The organism is Kitasatospora sp. NPDC101447, assembly GCF_044767225.1.
Taxonomy (GTDB): Bacteria; Actinomycetota; Actinomycetes; order Streptomycetales; family Streptomycetaceae; genus Kitasatospora.
In genome coordinates this window covers 1-16,629 of record NZ_JBIWNL010000003.1, presented here as the reverse complement: position 1 = coordinate 16,629, position 16,629 = coordinate 1, and the positions used below count along the sequence as shown (strand labels likewise).

The following is a 16,629-nucleotide window of genomic DNA, read 5'->3' as shown; positions in this document are numbered from 1 at the left end:
TGATCGAGTGCGAACCGCGTGACGAACGGTCAGAGGAGCGTGCTCCAGTAGTACCAGAACCGGTTGAGCACCAGCAGCGCGATCACCGCGGCCCACAGCACCGGCAGCGCCCAGTGGTAGCGGGCCGCCTCCCGCACGACCGCCTGCAGCCGCGGGCCCACCGGTATCACCCCGGTGCGCACGTTGTGCAGCGTGGTGTACCAGAACAGCACCACCACCGTCGCCCACACCACCATGCAGTACGGGCACAGCGCGCCGATGTCGTACAGCGCCTGGTCGACCAGCCAGTGCACGAACACCACGCCCAGCGCGGTGCCCGCGTGCAGGCCCAGCCAGAACCAGCGCCGGTACGCGGCACCGGCGAGCAAGCCCGCCCCGATCGCGGCCAGGGCACCGAAGGCGGCCAGGCCGAGCAGCGGGTTCGGGAAGCCGAACACCTCCGCCTGCTCGGTGCGCATCACCGAGCCGCAGCTGATCACCGGATTGATGTTGCAGCTGGGGACGTAGGAGGGGTTCTCCAGGATGCGGAGCTTGTCGAAGGTCAGGACGGCCGAGGCCGCCAGACCGATCAGCCCGCCGAGGAACAGCAGGACCGCGTAGGCCCGGCCCGCCCCGATCGGGGCCCGGCCGGCGGCGTCGGGAGCGGGACGGGACGGGTGCACGGTGGTGGCGGAGGACATGGCAGCACACTCCGGTGGCTGGCTGGGAGGAGCCGGCCCGGCCGGGACATCGGCCGGGCCGGTGGTGCCGTGCGGGGGAGCGGGCCGGCCTACTGCAGGCCGGCGGCCTGCTTGACCTGGGCGGTGAACTGCTCCGGCGGGACGACGGCGTTGCCCGCGAACAGGGTCACCGGCTTGCCGTCCACCTTGACGGTCGGCGTGCCGGTCACCCCGCTGTCGTTGAACGCGTCGGCCACCTTCGCCGCCCACGGCGCGTAGGTCCGGTCGGTGACGGCCTTCACGAAGGCGTCGGTCTTCAGCCCGGGCACCTGGCCCGCCAGGTCCAGGAGGTGGTTCACGTCGCCGAAGCCGTCCTGGCGCTCGTCCGGCTGGTTGGCGTACAGCACGTCGTGGAACTGCTTGAACTTGTCCACGCCCTCGTTCAGCGCGGCGCCGGCGGCGGCCAGCGCGGTGCGCGAGCCCTTGCCGCCGAGGTTCTTGTCCAGGAAGGCCGCCAGGTGGAACTCCACCTTGATCTGGCCGTCCTCCGTCAGCTTCTTGACGGTCTCGCCGTTCGCCGCCTCGAAGTGCTTGCAGACCGGGCAGCGGAAGTCCTCGTAGACCTCCATGGTGTGCGGCGCGTCGGCCTTGCCGTAGGTGATCACCGTGCCGTCCGGGCCCCCGGCGTTCGCCGGGACGACCAGCGGGGCGGAGGTGGCGGCCGCGGCGGCCTTGTCGTCCTTCTTCGAGGCCGAGCCGATCGCGACCGCGGCGCCGCCCGCGAGGGCGAGCACGGCGACCGCGGAAACGGTCACGACGATCCGCTGACGGCGCTTGGCGGCCTGCTGCTCGCGGCGCTGCGCCTCCTGGATCCGCTCACGGACACTGGTGCGGTTGGCCTGCTGCTTGCTGGGGGCCTGAGCCATGGGAAGTCAACTCCTGTACGCGGCGCGCGGGTGCGCGCGGGGAACCGCACCGGGTGCGGCGGGGTCGGGGAAACGCGGGAGTCGTGCGCACTGCCTGCGGGCGTACCGCGTCCGTCGTCCTGACGGGGCCACGGAAAGGTGATCGGTGTCCGGGGAGTGCCCGGTACGGAAGCGATCAGCAGGCAGGCGCGAAGGCCGGCGGGCCGCGCCGGGGCGCCGGGCTGAGCACCACGTCCTCGCGGCGCGGCCGCGCGTGGTCCGACACCGGCAGCGGCACCCGCAGCACCGGGCGAGCCGGGGCCGGGACCAGCAGGACGAGCAGGGCGCGCAGCGGCCGGGCCACCGACTGGCGCAGCGCGCGCAGCGCCCGGGCCAGGCCCGACAGGGCCGAGTCGCCCAGCCGCAGCCAGGCGGCGGCCGCCAGCGCGATCACCAGGTGCACCAGCAGGAGCAGCAGTTGGGTCATGACCGGCGCCAACTGCCCGGCGTGGCCCAGCGGGCCCGAGAGCAGCGACCCGTCCATCGAACCGCCGCCGCAGACCAGCAGGTTCACCCCGCGGGCGGGGGACTGGCCGGAGAGCACCGGCCCACAAGCGGTCTGGCCCAGGTTGAACGTGGTGTTGAGCAGCAGCTCGACCGGCACCATCACGGCGGAGATGTGCAGCATCCGCCGCTCCCCGCCGGCCAGCGCGGCCGCGACCAGGAAGACGACGGCGCACGCGGAGGCCACCAGCGACAGCGGCAGCGGACGGCCCGTGATGACCACCTGGCCCAACGCGGCCATCGGCACGGCGAGCGCGGTGAACACCGCGGCCCGCAGGGCCCTGGTCGCATGGGTCGAGGTCGTCACGCTCCGGAGTATGCCATGAGGCTCACACCCGGGACGAGGGCGCATGGACCCTTGCGCTTTCGCCTGACACGCCCTCAACGGGACGCGGGGTCGACAGCGGCCGCGGCCGGACTAGCCTGGAATCGTTCCCGGCGACCCCGACGAGGGGACGGACCCCGACGAGGGGATGAAGGCGCATGGCGAAACCCGAGACCACGGTGGGGCAGGTGCTGCTGGCCCGCGTCGAGGCCCAGGTGGCCGTACTGGCCGGACTGGACGACGCCGTCCGGGCCGACGAACCGGACGCGGTGCACCGGATGCGGGTCGCCTGCCGGCGGCTGCGCAGCGCCCTGCGGACCTTCCGCCGGCTGTTCACCCCCGGCGCGACGGACCAGCTGGTCACGGAACTGCGCTGGCTCGGCGCCGCCCTCGGCGGCGCGCGCGACCTTGAGGTGCTGGCCGAGCGGCTGGCGGCCCAGGCCCGCGAGCTGCCGGCCGCGTGCGGCCCGGAGCGGGTCGCCGCCGCACTGGAGCAGTGGGGCGAGCGTGAGTACCGGCGGGTGCGGCCCGAGGTGGTCGCCGCCCTCGACAGCCCCCGCCGCCGCGCCCTCGGCGACGCCCTCGCCACCCTGCTCGCCGACCCGCCGCTGCGCCGCCGCGCCACCCGCCCGGCCCTGCCCGAGCTGTCCCGCATCGCCGCCCGCGAACAGGAACGCACCGCCGGCCGCGTCCGGACGGCCCTGGCCGCGGCGGCCGACGAACGCGACCACGCCCTCCACGAGGCCCGCAAGGCCGCCAAGCGCGCCCGCTACGCCGGGGAGACGGCCGCTCCGGCGGCCGGCGCGCGGGCCGAGCGCTTCACGGCACGGATGAAGGCCGTCCAGGAGGTCCTGGGCGAGCACCAGGACGCGGTGGTCGCCGCGGCCACCCTCGCGGCCCAGCCGGTGGCCGCCGCCGAGCCCTTCGGCTACGGCGCCCTGTACGGCCGGCAGCTGGCCGCCGAGGCCGCGGCCCGCGAGCGGCTGCCGGGCGTGTGGCAGCGGGCGGGCAAGCGGAAGCTGACGCGGTTCGGGTAGCGGTCCCGCGGCGTCGGGGGCTTGACGACGGGCCCTACCGCGGGTCGAGCCCCGCCGAGCGGGCCGCGTCGCGCAGCAGGTCGCGGAGCATCGTGGTGGTCAGACGGCCGGTGTTCGTGTTGCGCGGGCTCACGTGGTAGCAGCCCCGCAGGCGCAGCGGCGGGCCGCCGTCACGGGCGGGGAGGTCGACCAGCGCGGCGTGGCCGAAGACCGGCTGCGGGCGGGGGACCTGCCAGCCGGCGTCCGCGATCACCGGGAGCAGGGCCTGCCAGGCGAAGCCGCCGAGGGCGACCACGGTCCGTACGGTCGGGCGCATCAGCTGCAGTTCGCGGGTGATCCAGGGGCGGCAGGTGTCGCGTTCGGCGGTGCTCGGCTTGTTGTCGGGCGGGGCACAGCGGACCGGGTCGGTGATCCGCACGCCGTACAGCTCCAGGCCGTCGCCGTGCCGGACGGAGTGCGGGCGGTTGGCGAGCCCGAGGTCGTGCAGGGTCGCGTAGAGCAGGTCGCCGGAGGGGTCGCCGGTGAAGATCCGGCCGGTGCGGTTGGCGCCGTGGGCGGCGGGGGCGAGCCCGACCAGGACGAGCGGGGCGTCGGGCGGGCCGAAGCCGGGGACGGGGCGGGCCCAGTAGTCCCAGTCCCGGTAGGCGCGGCGCTTGGTGCGGGCAGTCTCCTCGCGCCACTCGACCAGGCGCGGACAGGCCCGGCAGCCGGTGACCACGCGGTCCAGCGCGGTGAGTCCGTCGGCGCGGGCGGCGGCTTCGGCGGGGTGGCGCGGGTGGCCGGGGTCGTCGGCGGGGGACGGCGGCGGGGCCGTGATCGGCATGGCCCCGATCCTAGGTGGGCAGCGCCCGCCCCGGTGCTTGCGGTTTGCCCGGTTCCGTCCCGGTCCGGTCGGGTTCGATCCGGTCGTGGCCGGGCAGACGTAGCGTGGAAGCAGTTGCTCCGGCGCCGCCGCCTGTCCGGGCGGGCGGTGGTCGGAGGCGCCGGTGGGCGCAGGCCGCGAGGAGGCCGCGATGATCGTCGATGCGGTGCTGGGGGCTCTCGGAGGGCTGGCGGCCCTGGGAACGATCTGGGCGGCCATGAGCATCAGGGTGGTCCAGCAGTTCCAGAAGGGCGTGGTGTTCCGCTTCGGGAAGGTGCGCGACGAGGTGCGTGAACCCGGGCTGGTGGCGCTGATGCCGGTCGCGGACCGGCTGCGCCGGGTGAACGTGCAGATCGTGACGATGCCGATCCCGGCGCAGGAGGGCATCACCCGGGACAACGTGACCGTACGGGTGGACGCGGTGGTCTACTTCCGCGTGGTGGACCCGGTGAAGGCGACGGTCAACGTGCAGGACTACAACTTCGCGATCTCCCAGGTCGCGCAGACCTCGCTGCGCTCGATCATCGGCAAGAGCGAGCTGGACGACCTGCTGGCCAACCGGGAACCGATCAACCAGGGGCTGGAGTTGATGATCGACAGCCCGGCACTGGGCTGGGGTGTCGAGATCGACCGGGTGGAGATCAAGGACGTCGCGCTGCCGGAGTCGATGAAGCGCTCGATCGCCCGCCAGGCCGAGGCCGAGCGGGAGCGGCGCGCGCGGATCATCACGGCGGACGGCGAGTACCAGGCCTCGGAGCGGCTGTCGGACGCCGCCGCGGTGATGAGCGCGACCCCGTCCGCGCTCCAACTGCGGCTGCTGCAGACCGTGGTGGAGGTGGCGGCGGAGAAGAACTCGACCCTGGTGCTGCCCTTCCCGGTGGAGCTGCTGCGCTTCCTGGAGAGCGCGACCGAGGCCCAGCAGCGGAACCTGCTGACGGCGGCCGCCGCGGCCGTCGGGGCGAAGGCCGCGGAGCGGGCCGTGGAGAGCGGGGAGGTCTCCGAGGAGGAAGTGGAAGCCGAGCCGCCCCGGCACGAAATCCCGCCGCTTGAGGAGCTGTTGGAGCACTCGCCGCTGGATGAGCCGAGCTCGCCGGACGGGCGGCCCGGGCGGGGCACAGGCACTCCGGCGGATCCGGAGCGCTGAGCGGCGGCCCGGTGGCGGCGGCCCTGGGCCCGGACCACGATGGACAGGGGGAGGAAGCCAGGTCAGGAGGCGGACCATGACCATAGCCAGCGACATCATGCACCCGGGCGCGGAGTGCATCCGCGAGCACGAGACGCTCGCGGCCGCCGCCCGGATCATGCGGGAACGGAACGTGGGCGCCCTGCCCATCTGCGGCCCGGGCGACAAGCTGCTGGGCATCGTGACCGACCGCGACATCGTGCTGCGCTGCGTCGCCGAGGGCCGTGACCCGGCTGCGGTGACGGCGGGCGAGCTGGCGCAGGGGCGGCCCATGACGGTGGAGGCCGACGAGGACTGCGAGCAGGTGCTGCGGGTGATGGAGCAGTACCAGGTGCGCCGCCTGCCGGTGATCAACCACCCGGAGCACAAGCTGGTCGGCATGATCAGTGAGGCGGACATCGCGCGCGGCATGCCGCAGGCGCGGGTGGCCGAGTTCGTGTCGGCGGTCTGCGCGGAGGAGGCGCCGACGAAGGCCGCGCTGAGCTGACGCCGCCGTACGTACGCGGGCTGCTGACGCCCCCACCCCGCCGGGGTGGGGGCGCTCCACGCCGCGGTGGACGGGTGGGTCAGCCCAGGGCGTAGACGGCGGTGGCGTGGGCGGCGGGTTCGTCGGTGCCCTCGGCGGTGAGGGTGATGTCGAGGAAGGCGATCCGGCGGCCGAGCTTGGTGATCCGGGCGTGCACCAGGACGTCCCGGCCGACGACCGCGCGCTGGAAGCTCGTGGACTGCTGGACGGTGGTCATCGGGCCGAAGCCGCCGTTCGCGGCCGAGACCGCGACCACGCACGCGGTGTCGGCGGCGGCCATCAGCGCCTGGCCGGACATCCCGCCGCCCTCGCGGGCGAGCCGGTCGGACCAGGGGAGGCGCAGGACGGCGTGGCGCTCGCCGGTCTCGGCGGTGGACAGGCCGAGGGCCTGCACCCAGGGGGCGAAGTGGTCGGCCAGGAGCTTGTCCGCCTCGGCGGTGGTGAGGGTCATCGCGCCATTGTGGCGGGGGTGTCGGCGCGCTGTCAGGAGATCGGTGCGGTTGTCCGGAGACCGGGGCGGTGGTCAGGAGGCCGGTGCGGCCAGGGTGTCCAGGTGGCGGTGGAGCACCGCGCGCAGCTCGTCCGGGCCGACCAGGTCGGGGTGCTGGACGGCCTGCAGGGTGAGGCCGTCCAGCAGTGCGGAGAGCCGGCGGGTCTCGACGTCGAGGTCCAGGCCCAAAGCGAGGCCGCCGGTGCGCCCGGCCTCGACCAGGACGCGCCGGACCAGGGCGTCCAGTCCGGCCTGCATCTCGGCGGCGCGGGGCCGTAGTTCGGGCCGGGTGCGGGCGGCGGTGACGAAGGAGAGCCAGAGCGCGGACTCCTCCCTGCGCTCGGCGTCCAGCGGGAGGATCTCGGCGAGCAGCCGGGCGGTCCGCGCCTGCCGGTCGTCGTCGGGGGCGGCGTCCGGGTCGAGCAGCGCCCGGGCGTGGACGCGGACGCGGGCGTCGATCCGGCGGCCCAGTTCCTGCATCGCGAAGATCATCAGTTCGGAGCCGCCGGCGAAGTAGTGCCGCACCGAGCCGATCGCCAGCCCCGCCTCGTCGGCCACGTTGCGCAGCGAGGCGTGCTCCAGGCCCTCCCGGGCGGCGACGCGCAGGACGGCGTCCGCGACGGCCTGACGGCGTTCCACGGGGTCGACGATCTTCGGCATGTTGCCGTTATAGCACGGTCGAGCTAAATTGTTTATTTAGCACGGTCGAGCCATAAAAACAGGGGAGTGGGACATGGACAGCAGGGTGCACCTGGTGCTGATCGCCGTCGTGATCATCGTGGTGGTGGTCCGACGGCTGCGCGGTGAACCGCTCAATGCTCGGGACCTCTTGGCGCCGCCGGTGGTGCTCACCGGCCTCGGCGGTTGGGCGCTGCTGCAGCGGCACGGCCTCGGCGCGGGTGACTACGCCTGGGTGGCGGCCGGGGCCGGGCTCGGCGTCGCCCTCGGGGCGGCGCGCGGCGCCACCATCCGGGTCTACGAACGCGCGGGGGTGCTGTGGCAGCGCTACACCGGCCGGACCTTTCTGGTCGCGGCGCTCTCGCTGGCGGTGATGGCCGGCTTCGCCGTGTTCGCCGAGCGCGGCGGTCTCGCCCCGGATGCCCGGCCGGTGCAGCTGTCGATCGGCGTCGGCTTCCTGGGGGAGGCCCTGGTGGTCGGCTGTCGCGGGCTCTCCTCCGGGATCCCGTTCGCGCCCGAGCAGCGGAGTTCCGGGATCCGGTGGGGCTCGGACCGGCCCGGTCGGTAACTTTGGTTGTCAAGCGCAGGTTTGACAACTAGAGTTGTCGGCATGACGATCGTGGAGATCACCCCGGAGCAGCAGGCGGAACTGGCCAAGGCCCTGCTCGACGCGCTCGACCCCCTCGCCGCCGCCGTACGCTCGCGCGCGTCCGGCGACCTGCCCGAGGAGCGGATGTGGGCCGCGGAGCCGGTCGAGGTCACGCTCTCGGTGCTGTCCGCCTGGAAGCTGGTGGACGCCGAGGTCAAGCGGCTCACCGCGCTCGCGGCCGCCACCGCCGGTTCCTACGGCGCCAGTTACGAGCAGCTCGGGGCGGCCTGGGGCATCACCCGGCAGGGCGCCCGCAAGAAGTGGCCGGACGCGGTGGTCCGCCTGGCGCCCCGGCCCGGATCGCTCGAACTGTTCGGCGGTGCAGCAGAGTTGGACGAGGCGGTGGACGGCTGGCGCTGGACGGCCACCGGCGCCGACGGCGCGGTGGGGGAGGCGGCCGCCGGCTACCCGACCCGGGAGGAGGCGGCGGCGCACGCCGGGGCCTTCCTCGCCGGGCACGCGGTGTCAGCCTGAGCGTCGCAGCGGGCACACGGTGTCAGTCTGAGCGCCGCAGATGGGTGGCGATCAGCTCCGCCAGGTGCAACGCCTGCCGCCCATCGGCGAGTTGGGCGATCTGGGTGCGGCAGCTGAAGCCGTCGGCCAGGACCACCGTCCCCGGTGCGGCGGCCCGGAGCTCGGGCAGCAGGACGCGTTCGGCGATCGCCTCGGACACCTCGAAGTGGCCCTGCTCGAAGCCGAAGTTGCCCGCCAGGCCGCAGCAGCCGGAGTCCAGCACCCGGTTGTCCAGGCCGAGTCGGGCCTCCACCCGGCGGTCGGCGGCGCTGCCGAGCACGGCGTGCTGGTGGCAGTGGGTCTGGGTGACGGCCTCCAGCGGGACCCGGGGGAGCGGGGCGTCGGGGGCGTACTCGTCGATGAACTCGGCGAAGGTGCGGGTGCGTTCGGCGAGCGGGCGGCCGTCCGCGCCGAGCAGGCGGGGCAGGTCCTCGCGCAGGGTGGCGGTGCAGCTCGGGTCCAGGCCGACCACGGGGGTGTCGGCCGGGAGCCCGTCGGCCGCCAGCGTCCGCAGGCTGCGCCGCAACACCCGCCGGGCGGTGCCGAGTTGGCCGGTGGAGTGCCAGGTGAGGCCGCAGCAGACCGGGCCCGAGGGCAGCCGGACGTCGAAGCCCAGGTGCTCCAGCACCTCGACGGCCGAGCGCAGCACGCCCGGCTGCAGGTGGTCGGAGAAGGTGTCCGGCCACAGCAGCACCGGGCGGGCGCCGGCCGGGGCCGGATGCGCGGCGCGGTGCCGCCGGTACCAGGCGGTGAAGGTCTCCGGCGGGAACACCGGCAGCACCCGGCGCGGGTCGATCCCGCCGAGCCGCTTGAGCAGCCCGCCGAACGGTGAGCGGGCCAGCGTGTTGGCGGCCCCGGGGGCGAGCGCGACGGCCCGCAGCCAGAGCGGCAGCCAGCCCATCGAGTAGTGCGAGCGCGGGCGCGGCCGGTGCCGGTAGTGCTGGTACAGGAACTCGGCCTTGTAGGTCGCCATGTCGACGTGCACCGGGCAGTCGCTCGCGCAGCCCTTGCAGCTCAGGCAGAGGTCCAGCGCCTCGCGGACCTCCTCGGACCGCCAGCCGTCGGGGATCGCCCCGTCGGTCCGGCGGCCCGGGGGCGCGCCCAGCCCGCGCAGCATCTCGGCGAGCAGCCGCGCCCGCCCCCGGGTGGAGTGCCGCTCCTCGCCGGTGGCCATGTAGCTCGGGCACATCACCCCGGTGGTCGGGTCCACGCACTTGGCGACGCCCACGCAGCGGTGCACCGCCCTGGCCAGGCTGCCGCCGTCCTGCTCGTACGGCAGGACCAGCGGCAGCGGGCGGAGCGGCGCGGTGACGAAGCGCAGGTCGGCGTCGAGCGGGCGGGGGTCGACCAGCGCGCCCGGGTTGAGCAGGTTCTCCGGGTCCCAGATCCGCTTGAACCCGCGGAACAGGTCGATGATCTCGGGCGGGTACATGCGCGGCAGCAGTTCGGCGCGGGCCTGCCCGTCGCCGTGCTCGCCGGAGAGCGAGCCGCCGTACGAGACCACCAGGTCCGCCGCCTGCTCCAGGAACTCCCGGAAGGCCAGCACCCCGTAGGGCTCGTCCAGCGGGAAGTCGATCCGCAGGTGCACGCAGCCCTCGCCGAAGTGCCCGTACGGGACGCCGCGCAGGCCGTGCCGGCGCAGCAGGGCGCGGAGGGCCCGCAGGTAGTCGCCGAGCCGCTCGGGCGGGACGGCGGAGTCCTCCCAGCCCGGCCAGGCCTCCCCTCCGTCGGGCAGCCGGGTGACGATCCCGGCACCGGCCTCCCGTACGGCCCACAGCCCGCGCTGCTCCGCGGGGTCGGTGACCAGCGCGACGGTGGCCGAGCGCTCCCGGCGCACCGCGTCGGCCAGTCGGCGGGCGGCCTGGTAGGCCTCCAGCGGGGTGGCGCCGCCGGTCTCCAGGAACAGCCAGCACTCGCCGGCGGGCAGCCGGTCCAGCGCGGGCGGGCGCGGGCCGGCCGCGAGCAGTGCGGCGATCAGGTCGGCCGCCATGCCCTCGGCGGTCAGCGGGCCGAACGGCAGCAGCGCGGGGATCGCGTCGGCGGCGGCGCCCTCGTCGGGGTAGCCGGCCACCACCAGGGCGCGGGCGGGCGGGTCCTCGACGAGGCGGACGGTGGCGCCGAGCAGCAGCGCGCAGGTGCCCTCGGTGCCGGTCAGCGCCCGGGCGAGGTCGTGGCCGTGCTCGGGCAGCAGCGCGTCCAGCGGGTAGCCGGAGGTGCGGCGCGGCAGCTGCGGCATCCCCTGCCGGATGGTGGCGAGGTTGCGGTCGGTGAACTCCTGGAGCTGCCGGTGGAGTTCACCGGGCCGCCCGGGCAGGTCACGCAGTGCCGTGCGCTCCCGGCCGCCGAGCCGCCCGCCGACGGTCAGCTCGGTGCCGTCGGCGAGCAGCAGCTCCAGCCGCTCCACGTTGTCGGCGGTGCGCCCCCAGGCCAGCGAGTGCGAGCCGCAGGAGTCGTTGCCGATCATGCCGCCGATGGTGCAGCGGCTGTGCGTGGACGGGTCCGGGCCGAAGCGCAGCCCGTACGGCCGGGCGGCGCGCTGGAGGTCGTCCAGCACGGTGCCGGGCCGGACGCGCGCGGTGCGGGCCCCGGGGTCGATCTCCAGCACCTCCCCGAGGTGGCGACGGAAGTCCAGCACGACCGCGCCCGGGCCGATCGCCTGCCCGCCGATGCTGGTCCCGGCCCCGCGCGCCACCACCGGCACGCGGTGCTCGCGGCACAGCGCCAGCGTCGTGCGCACGTCGTCCGGGTCGGCCGGCTTGACCACGCCGAGCGGCAACTGCCGGTAGTTCGAGGCGTCGTGGCCGTACACGGTCCGCTCGGCGGCGCCGAAGCGGACCTCCCCGCGCAGCACGGCGGCCAGTTCGCGGGCCAGCTCGGCCCCAGGGGCTGCGGACGGACGGCTCACCAGGGACCTCCCGGGCGGTGCGGCGACACGGCTCCGCCGATGATCGCAGCCAGGGCGCCGCCCGGGTACCGGGCGCGACGGGGGTACCGCCGACGGGGTGTCATGTGGCAGTCTCGGCACTCATGATCACCGACTCCGCCGCCGACTCCACCGCGGGCGCCCCGGACGGCTCCCCGGCCGATCCCGCGGCCGGCGGGCGCGCCGACGAGCAGGCCCACGACCCGGCCGGGGCCGCCGCCTACCTCGCCCGCCTCCCGATCGGCGAGCCGCTGCCCTTCCCGGCGGACGGCGCGCCGTCCTGGGAGATCTTCCCGTACGAGGGCGAGCTGAGCGTCCGGCGGCTGCGCGCCCCCGAACTGCCCGAGCCGCCCCGCCAGGGCGAGGACGGCCCGGAGAGCTGCAAGCAGTGCGCCCGCCCGGACTCCGACTTCCTCTGGACCGACGAGCACTGGCGCCTCAGCGGCCCCGACGAGCCGACCGGGCTGCCCGCCGTCCTGCTGCTCCAGCCCCGCGCCCACCACGACCTGCTGGACCTGCCGGCCGAGCTGTCCGCGCGGCTCGGCCCGGTGCTGCAGAGGGTGGAGCGGGCCGTGCTGTCGCTCGGCGGCATCGGCCGGGTCCACGTGAACCGGTGGGGCGACGGCGCCGCGCACCTGCACCTGTGGCTGATCGGGCGGCCCGCGGGGATGCCGCAGCTGCGCGGCTCCACCCTGCCCCTGTGGATGGACGTGCTGCCGCCGCTGCCCGCCGGGGTGACGGCCGAGCGCGCCCGCCGGATCGCCGCCGCGATGGCCGCGGACGGCGGCACCGCGCACGCCTGAGGCGGGTCACTTGCGCCCGGTGAGCGTGCCCTTCGCGATGTGGGACAGCTTGGCGACCTCGAACGCCGGGTAGGCGCCGCCGGCCAGCAGCGAGAACTTGATCCCCTCGCGGCCGCCCGGCCGGCGGTGGCCCGGCGGCTGGAAGCGGCGGTGGTGCTCGGCGGCCCGGTGGAAGAACTGCGGCCGCTCGGACCGGGAGACGCAGCCGGCGAGGTCGAAGACGAACAGGTAGTGCCGGACCATCCGGATGAACAGCGCCTCGCGCACCGCGTACAGGTGCGGCTGGTCCTCCAGGAGCGCGAAGCTGCGCTCGTACTGGTCGAACAGGTCGAAGACGCTGCTGCCGGGGCCACCAGCCGGGTGGACGGTCTCCCGGCGGCGCAGCTGGACGCACTCGCGCGCCAGCACGGCGACCTTCTGCGCGCCGAGCAGGGCCGCGTGCACCACGGGGACCTCCTCGTAGCGGCCGTCCGGGAAGGCGAGCCCCAGCTCCTCCCAGTGGCCGCGGCGGATCAGCCGGTCCCAGATCAGCGGCGGCGCGCCGAACAGCTCGGGCCGGTCGAAGGGGCCGGACACCTCCGGGCCGGCCTCGGCGAGCAGCGCCTCGGCTCCGCCCGGCCAGTCCCGGTCCTTGTGCCGGCGGGAGTGGCCGAACAGCAGGAGGTCCACCGGGCCGGTCTGCTTGAGCCGGTCGGCGAGCGTCTGGAGCGCGTCCCGGGGCAGCAGGTGGTCGGCGTCGAGGAACAGCAGGTACTCGCCGGACGCCCGCGCCGCCCCCGCGTTCCGGCTCACCCCGACCCCGACCGCCGCGTTCAGGTGCAGCGTCGAGACCCGCGGATGCCGCGCGGCGTACGCGTCGGCGAGTCCGCCCGCGGTCTCGGGGGAGCGGTCGGCGACCACGATCACCTCGACGTCCGCCAGGGACTGCGCGAGCAGCGAGTCGAGGCAGTCGGCGAGCTGTTCGTGCTGGTCGTAGGCGGGGAGTACGACGCTGATCAAGGGTGAGGGCATGACGCCGGAGCGTAAGAGGGCGCGCGAACCGTGGCAAAGCCCTGACGGTCCGTAATTCCGAGCAATTAGCAGCAAATCGTACGACCGTACGCCAGATCTTCACGTCGTCTTCCGGACGCGTCCACGTCAGGTTCGGAAGCGGCGGGCCCGCGTCGTTCGTGGCCGGAACGTGCCGGGGCCCGCGACGCGGCGGTGCGTCGCGGGCCCCGGGGGCGCCGAGCGGGCGGGTCGATCCCTGGCGGGTCGGCCTAGTACCAGTGGTGCGCCTGCCAGAACGACCAGGCGGCGCAGGGGCTGCCGTAGCGGGTGTTCATGTAGTTCAGGCCCCACTTGATCTGGGTGGCCGGGTTGGTGCGCCAGTCGGCGCCCGCCGAGGCCATCTTGGAGCCCGGCAGGGCCTGCACCAGGCCGTAGGCGCCGGAGGAGGCGTTGACGGCCAGCGGGTTCCAGCTGCTCTCGCGGAACACGATGTTGCTGAAGCACTGCAGCTGGCCGGCCGGGACGATCTGCGCGGCGATCTGCTGCGGGGTGCCGGAGTAGGTGGCGGCCAGGCTCGGGCGCTCCTGGGAGCGGGAGGCGGCGGCCGCGGCGTCGGCCTTGGCCTTGGCGTCCGCCTGGGCCTTCGCGTCGGCTTCGGCCTGAGCCTGAGCCTGAGCCTGCGCCTGGGCCTGCGCCTGGGCCGCCGCCTGGGCGTCCGCCTCGGCCTTGGCCTGGGAGGCCTGGGCGGCCTGCTGGGCAGCGGCAGCGGTGTCAGCCTGGGCCTGGTCGGCGACCGGCTTGCCGTCCACCGAGACGGCGGCCGCGGGGGCGGCGGCCTCGACGGTGTTCCCGGCCTGCGGGATGGCGAGCGCGGCGGTGGCGGCGCTCGCGACCACGAGGGTGGCGACGCCGGTGATCAGGGAGTTTCGGCGGGCATGGCTGAGCTGCAAGGCGGGCGTTCCTTCTCCGTCGGGGGCCGTGCCGGTGGTGCCGGACACGGGGCATCGCGCGGGCTCCGGGTGAGCGGGGCCCGCGCGGCCGTCCGGGACGGCCGTGGCGCCCCGGCGGAAGCGGCGGGGCGGGCGGGCTGCGCGGCGGATCCGGTGCGGACCGGCCGGGCTGCCTGGCGACAGGCCATTCTTGGCAGGGCTCGCGACGGGCGGCAAAGGCACTTGCTACTACGCACCGTAGTGGTCACGAAGAGGGCGCAGCGGGGTCGAGTGGTGGATTTGATGGCATTTGTCCGAATTGCGCTTCCGAGGGTTACGCACGGGTGACATCGGAGGAACGCAGGGGCGACACGCGCGGTGGCCTGCGTTCTTCAGGCCGGAAACCGCCGGGTCCGGCTCGGGAGGTGCGGGGCGCCGGGGCCCGGCCGGAGCCCGCCGGGCACCCGTCCACTACCGGGAGTCGTAGACGCCGATCCCCCTGTGGGCGGCCTCACACGTTTGCCCGCGCGAGGTCGGCGCAGGGTGACCGGACGGTCACGGCTCAGGGGGTCGCGTACGGGTTCCCGGGGACGGGCTGCGCTGCGGGAGCGGCAGGAGCGGCGGGGCGAGCGCCCGGCTCCGGCCCCTCCGCAGCGTCCCCCTCCTTCGCGGCGGCCTCCTCCGCGGGCGGGACGAGGTCGCGGGCCAGCAGGGTGGCGCCGGCGACGGCCCCCGGCATGGCGAGCACCGTCACCAGCGGCACCAGGAAGGCGAGCACCAGCGGCGTGCCGAAGCCCAGCGCGAGCCCGAGCCGGGAGCGCAGCAGCCGGATCCGCTCGGGCTGCGGCACCCGGCGCCGCTGCAGGGCGACGGCCGTCAGCTCGACGGTCAGGAAGAAGCCGGACACCAGGAAACCGAGCGCCGGGACCACCGTCTGGCCGAGCACCGGGATGAACCCGCAGGCGAACAGCACCACGCCGAACGCGGCCACCCGGACGAGGACGTACACGCTGTCGCGCACCGCGATCAGCAGCTCGCGCCAGAGCGGGGTGTCCGGCGGCGTGGGCGCCCCGCCCTCGGTCTCGTCGACCTTGGCGCAGAGCGCCTCGTAGAAGGGCTGTCCGACCAGCAGGGTGACGGCGGTGAAGGTGAGCAGGGAGAGCAGCAGGCCGCCGCCGAAGACGATCGCGGCGAGCGCGTCGCGCAGCAGGCCCTGCCAGGGCGAGGACCAGTGGTCGGCGAACGGGGTGGCCCAGTCCGCGAGGTCCACGGACCGGGCGGCGAGGAAGGCGAGCGCGACGACGTAGCCGATCAGGGCGAGCAGGGCCGGCAGCATGCCGAAACCCCACCACCGGCCGCGCCGGGCGACCCACTTCTGGCCCTCGATCAGGTACTTCGTCCCCGCCACAAGATCACGCATGGGCGACCACCCTATCGGCCCGGGTCGGGCCCCGCGCCCGTCGCACTCCGGGCCCCGCGCCCGTCGCACCCCGAGCCCCGCGGCCTCCGCACCCGGAACCTCGGGTTGCCGTGTTCCTGCCAGATTCGACCGGCAAGGTCGGCCCCCTCCTGCCGCGCCTCCGGCCGGGCCACTCTCGGTGTTCCCCCACCTGCAAGGAGGAACCTGATGAAGCGTCAACTCGGCAGAGCCTTCAGCCTGCTGGCCGGTCTGGTGCTCGGCGCCGGCGCGCTCGTGCTGCCGGCCGCCGCCTCGCCCGCGCCGTCGCCGACCGTGGTCGGCGGCACGCGTGCGGCGCAGGGCGAGTTCCCGTTCATGGTGCGGCTCTCGATGGGCTGCGGCGGCGCGCTCTACACCTCGCAGATCGTGCTCACCGCCGCCCACTGCGTCGACGGCACCGGCGCCGACAGCAGCATCACCGCCACCGTCGGCGCGGTCGACCTGCGCAGCGGAAGCGCGGTCAAGGTCCGCTCCTCGTACGTCTACCAGGCGCCGGCCTTCACGGGCGCGGAGAACGGCAACGACTGGGCGCTGATCAAGCTGGCCTCCCCGGTGAGCAGCGGTCAGGTCACCACCCTGCCGATCGCCACCTCCGCCGCGTACGACAGCGGCACCTTCACCATCATGGGCTGGGGCGCCGCGCGCGAGGGTGGCGCCCAGCAGCGCTACCTGCTCAAGGCCACCGTGCCGTTCGTCGACGACGCGGCCTGCGCCGACGCCTACCCGGGCCTGAACACCGCCGGCTCGCTCTGCGCCGGGTACGTCGCCCAGGGCGGCGTCGACACCTGTCAGGGTGACTCCGGTGGCCCGATGGTCCGCAAGGACGCGGCGGGCCGCTGGGTCCAGGTCGGCATCGTCAGCTGGGGCAACGGCTGTGCCCGCGCGGGCTACCCGGGCGTCTACACCCAGGTGAGCACCTACGCGGCGGACATCGCCGCCGCGGCTGCCGGTCTCTGAGCCGGCCGGTAGCGCCGCTCGGACCGGTCGGGGGGGGGGGGGGGGGGGGGGGGGGGGGGGGGGGGGGGGGGGGGGGGGCGGGTCTCCGTAGTCATGTCCGTCATGATCGCCACGGCGCTATCCTGACCGCCAAAGATTCGAACATGCCTGAATCCACGGGGGTGGGGGCTTGGCGGC

General features: G+C 74.9%; 17 protein-coding genes. 7 read left to right on the top strand and 10 right to left on the bottom strand.

The genetic code is table 11. From position 1 onward, the window contains the following. Positions 1-29: 29 nt before the first annotated feature. The 3 genes from ACIRST_RS05075 to ACIRST_RS05065 all read right to left on the bottom strand — a co-directional run bounded on the left by ACIRST_RS05075 (position 30) and on the right by ACIRST_RS05065 (position 2,435). Positions 30-680: a vitamin K epoxide reductase family protein gene (locus ACIRST_RS05075; RefSeq protein ID WP_350524980.1), complete on the bottom strand. Its 651-nt coding sequence runs from the start codon at positions 678-680 to the stop codon at positions 30-32. 89 nt (positions 681-769) lie between these two features. Then, positions 770-1,585, bottom strand: coding sequence for a DsbA family protein (locus ACIRST_RS05070; protein WP_396547050.1), 816 nt, complete (start codon positions 1,583-1,585; stop codon positions 770-772). Positions 1,586-1,760: 175 nt separating this feature from the next. Beyond that, positions 1,761-2,435, bottom strand: coding sequence for a hypothetical protein (locus ACIRST_RS05065; RefSeq protein WP_350524978.1), 675 nt, complete (start codon positions 2,433-2,435; stop codon positions 1,761-1,763). 176 nt (positions 2,436-2,611) lie between these two features. On the opposite strand from ACIRST_RS05065, the gene ACIRST_RS05060 reads away from it, so the two are divergent. After that, positions 2,612-3,490, top strand: a complete 879-nt coding sequence (locus ACIRST_RS05060; RefSeq protein WP_402800182.1) for a CHAD domain-containing protein — start codon at positions 2,612-2,614, stop codon at positions 3,488-3,490. Positions 3,491-3,524: 34 nt separating this feature from the next. On the opposite strand, the gene ACIRST_RS05055 is transcribed toward ACIRST_RS05060, so the two are convergent. Then, the gene (locus ACIRST_RS05055) at positions 3,525-4,313 is read right to left on the bottom strand and encodes a uracil-DNA glycosylase (RefSeq protein WP_402800180.1); all 789 of its coding nucleotides are present in this window, start codon (positions 4,311-4,313) and stop codon (positions 3,525-3,527) included. 190 nt (positions 4,314-4,503) lie between these two features. On the opposite strand from ACIRST_RS05055, the gene ACIRST_RS05050 reads away from it, so the two are divergent. Beyond that, entirely contained in the window at positions 4,504-5,496 is a 993-nt protein-coding gene (locus tag ACIRST_RS05050) for a slipin family protein (protein WP_402800178.1), read from the top strand. A gap of 76 nt (positions 5,497-5,572) precedes the next feature. Continuing rightward, entirely contained in the window at positions 5,573-6,022 is a 450-nt protein-coding gene (locus ACIRST_RS05045; RefSeq protein ID WP_402800176.1) for a CBS domain-containing protein, read from the top strand. A gap of 79 nt (positions 6,023-6,101) precedes the next feature. Here ACIRST_RS05045 and ACIRST_RS05040 read toward each other — a convergent pair whose 3' ends face one another. Next, a complete protein-coding gene (locus ACIRST_RS05040) occupies positions 6,102-6,512 on the bottom strand; it encodes a PaaI family thioesterase (protein WP_350524973.1) in 411 nt (136 codons plus the stop codon). Between the two features lie 72 nt (positions 6,513-6,584). Then, positions 6,585-7,211 (bottom strand): TetR/AcrR family transcriptional regulator, encoded by a 627-nt coding sequence (locus ACIRST_RS05035; protein ID WP_402800174.1) that lies wholly within the window; start codon positions 7,209-7,211, stop codon positions 6,585-6,587. A 73-nt stretch (positions 7,212-7,284) separates the two neighbouring features. Here ACIRST_RS05035 and ACIRST_RS05030 point away from each other — a divergent pair, with 73 nt between their 5' ends. Beyond that, entirely contained in the window at positions 7,285-7,797 is a 513-nt protein-coding gene (locus ACIRST_RS05030) for a DUF1453 domain-containing protein (RefSeq protein ID WP_402800172.1), read from the top strand. Between the two features lie 42 nt (positions 7,798-7,839). Next, positions 7,840-8,352, top strand: coding sequence for a hypothetical protein (locus ACIRST_RS05025; RefSeq protein WP_402800170.1), 513 nt, complete (start codon positions 7,840-7,842; stop codon positions 8,350-8,352). A 22-nt stretch (positions 8,353-8,374) separates the two neighbouring features. On the opposite strand, the gene ACIRST_RS05020 is transcribed toward ACIRST_RS05025, so the two are convergent. After that, entirely contained in the window at positions 8,375-11,296 is a 2,922-nt protein-coding gene (locus ACIRST_RS05020) for an FAD-binding and (Fe-S)-binding domain-containing protein (protein WP_402800168.1), read from the bottom strand. Between the two features lie 122 nt (positions 11,297-11,418). On the opposite strand from ACIRST_RS05020, the gene ACIRST_RS05015 reads away from it, so the two are divergent. After that, a complete protein-coding gene (locus ACIRST_RS05015) occupies positions 11,419-12,117 on the top strand; it encodes a hypothetical protein (RefSeq protein ID WP_350524968.1) in 699 nt (232 codons plus the stop codon). A gap of 6 nt (positions 12,118-12,123) precedes the next feature. Here ACIRST_RS05015 and ACIRST_RS05010 read toward each other — a convergent pair whose 3' ends face one another. From ACIRST_RS05010 to ACIRST_RS05000, 3 genes are all read right to left on the bottom strand, one after another. After that, positions 12,124-13,128 (bottom strand): glycosyltransferase family 2 protein, encoded by a 1,005-nt coding sequence (locus ACIRST_RS05010; protein WP_402800166.1) that lies wholly within the window; start codon positions 13,126-13,128, stop codon positions 12,124-12,126. Between the two features lie 248 nt (positions 13,129-13,376). Then, positions 13,377-14,057 (bottom strand): transglycosylase SLT domain-containing protein, encoded by a 681-nt coding sequence (locus ACIRST_RS05005; protein ID WP_402800164.1) that lies wholly within the window; start codon positions 14,055-14,057, stop codon positions 13,377-13,379. Between the two features lie 541 nt (positions 14,058-14,598). Beyond that, positions 14,599-15,456, bottom strand: coding sequence for an EI24 domain-containing protein (locus tag ACIRST_RS05000; protein WP_402800162.1), 858 nt, complete (start codon positions 15,454-15,456; stop codon positions 14,599-14,601). A gap of 207 nt (positions 15,457-15,663) precedes the next feature. On the opposite strand from ACIRST_RS05000, the gene ACIRST_RS04995 reads away from it, so the two are divergent. Then, entirely contained in the window at positions 15,664-16,452 is a 789-nt protein-coding gene (locus ACIRST_RS04995; RefSeq protein ID WP_402800160.1) for a S1 family peptidase, read from the top strand. Positions 16,453-16,629: the final 177 nt, after the last annotated feature.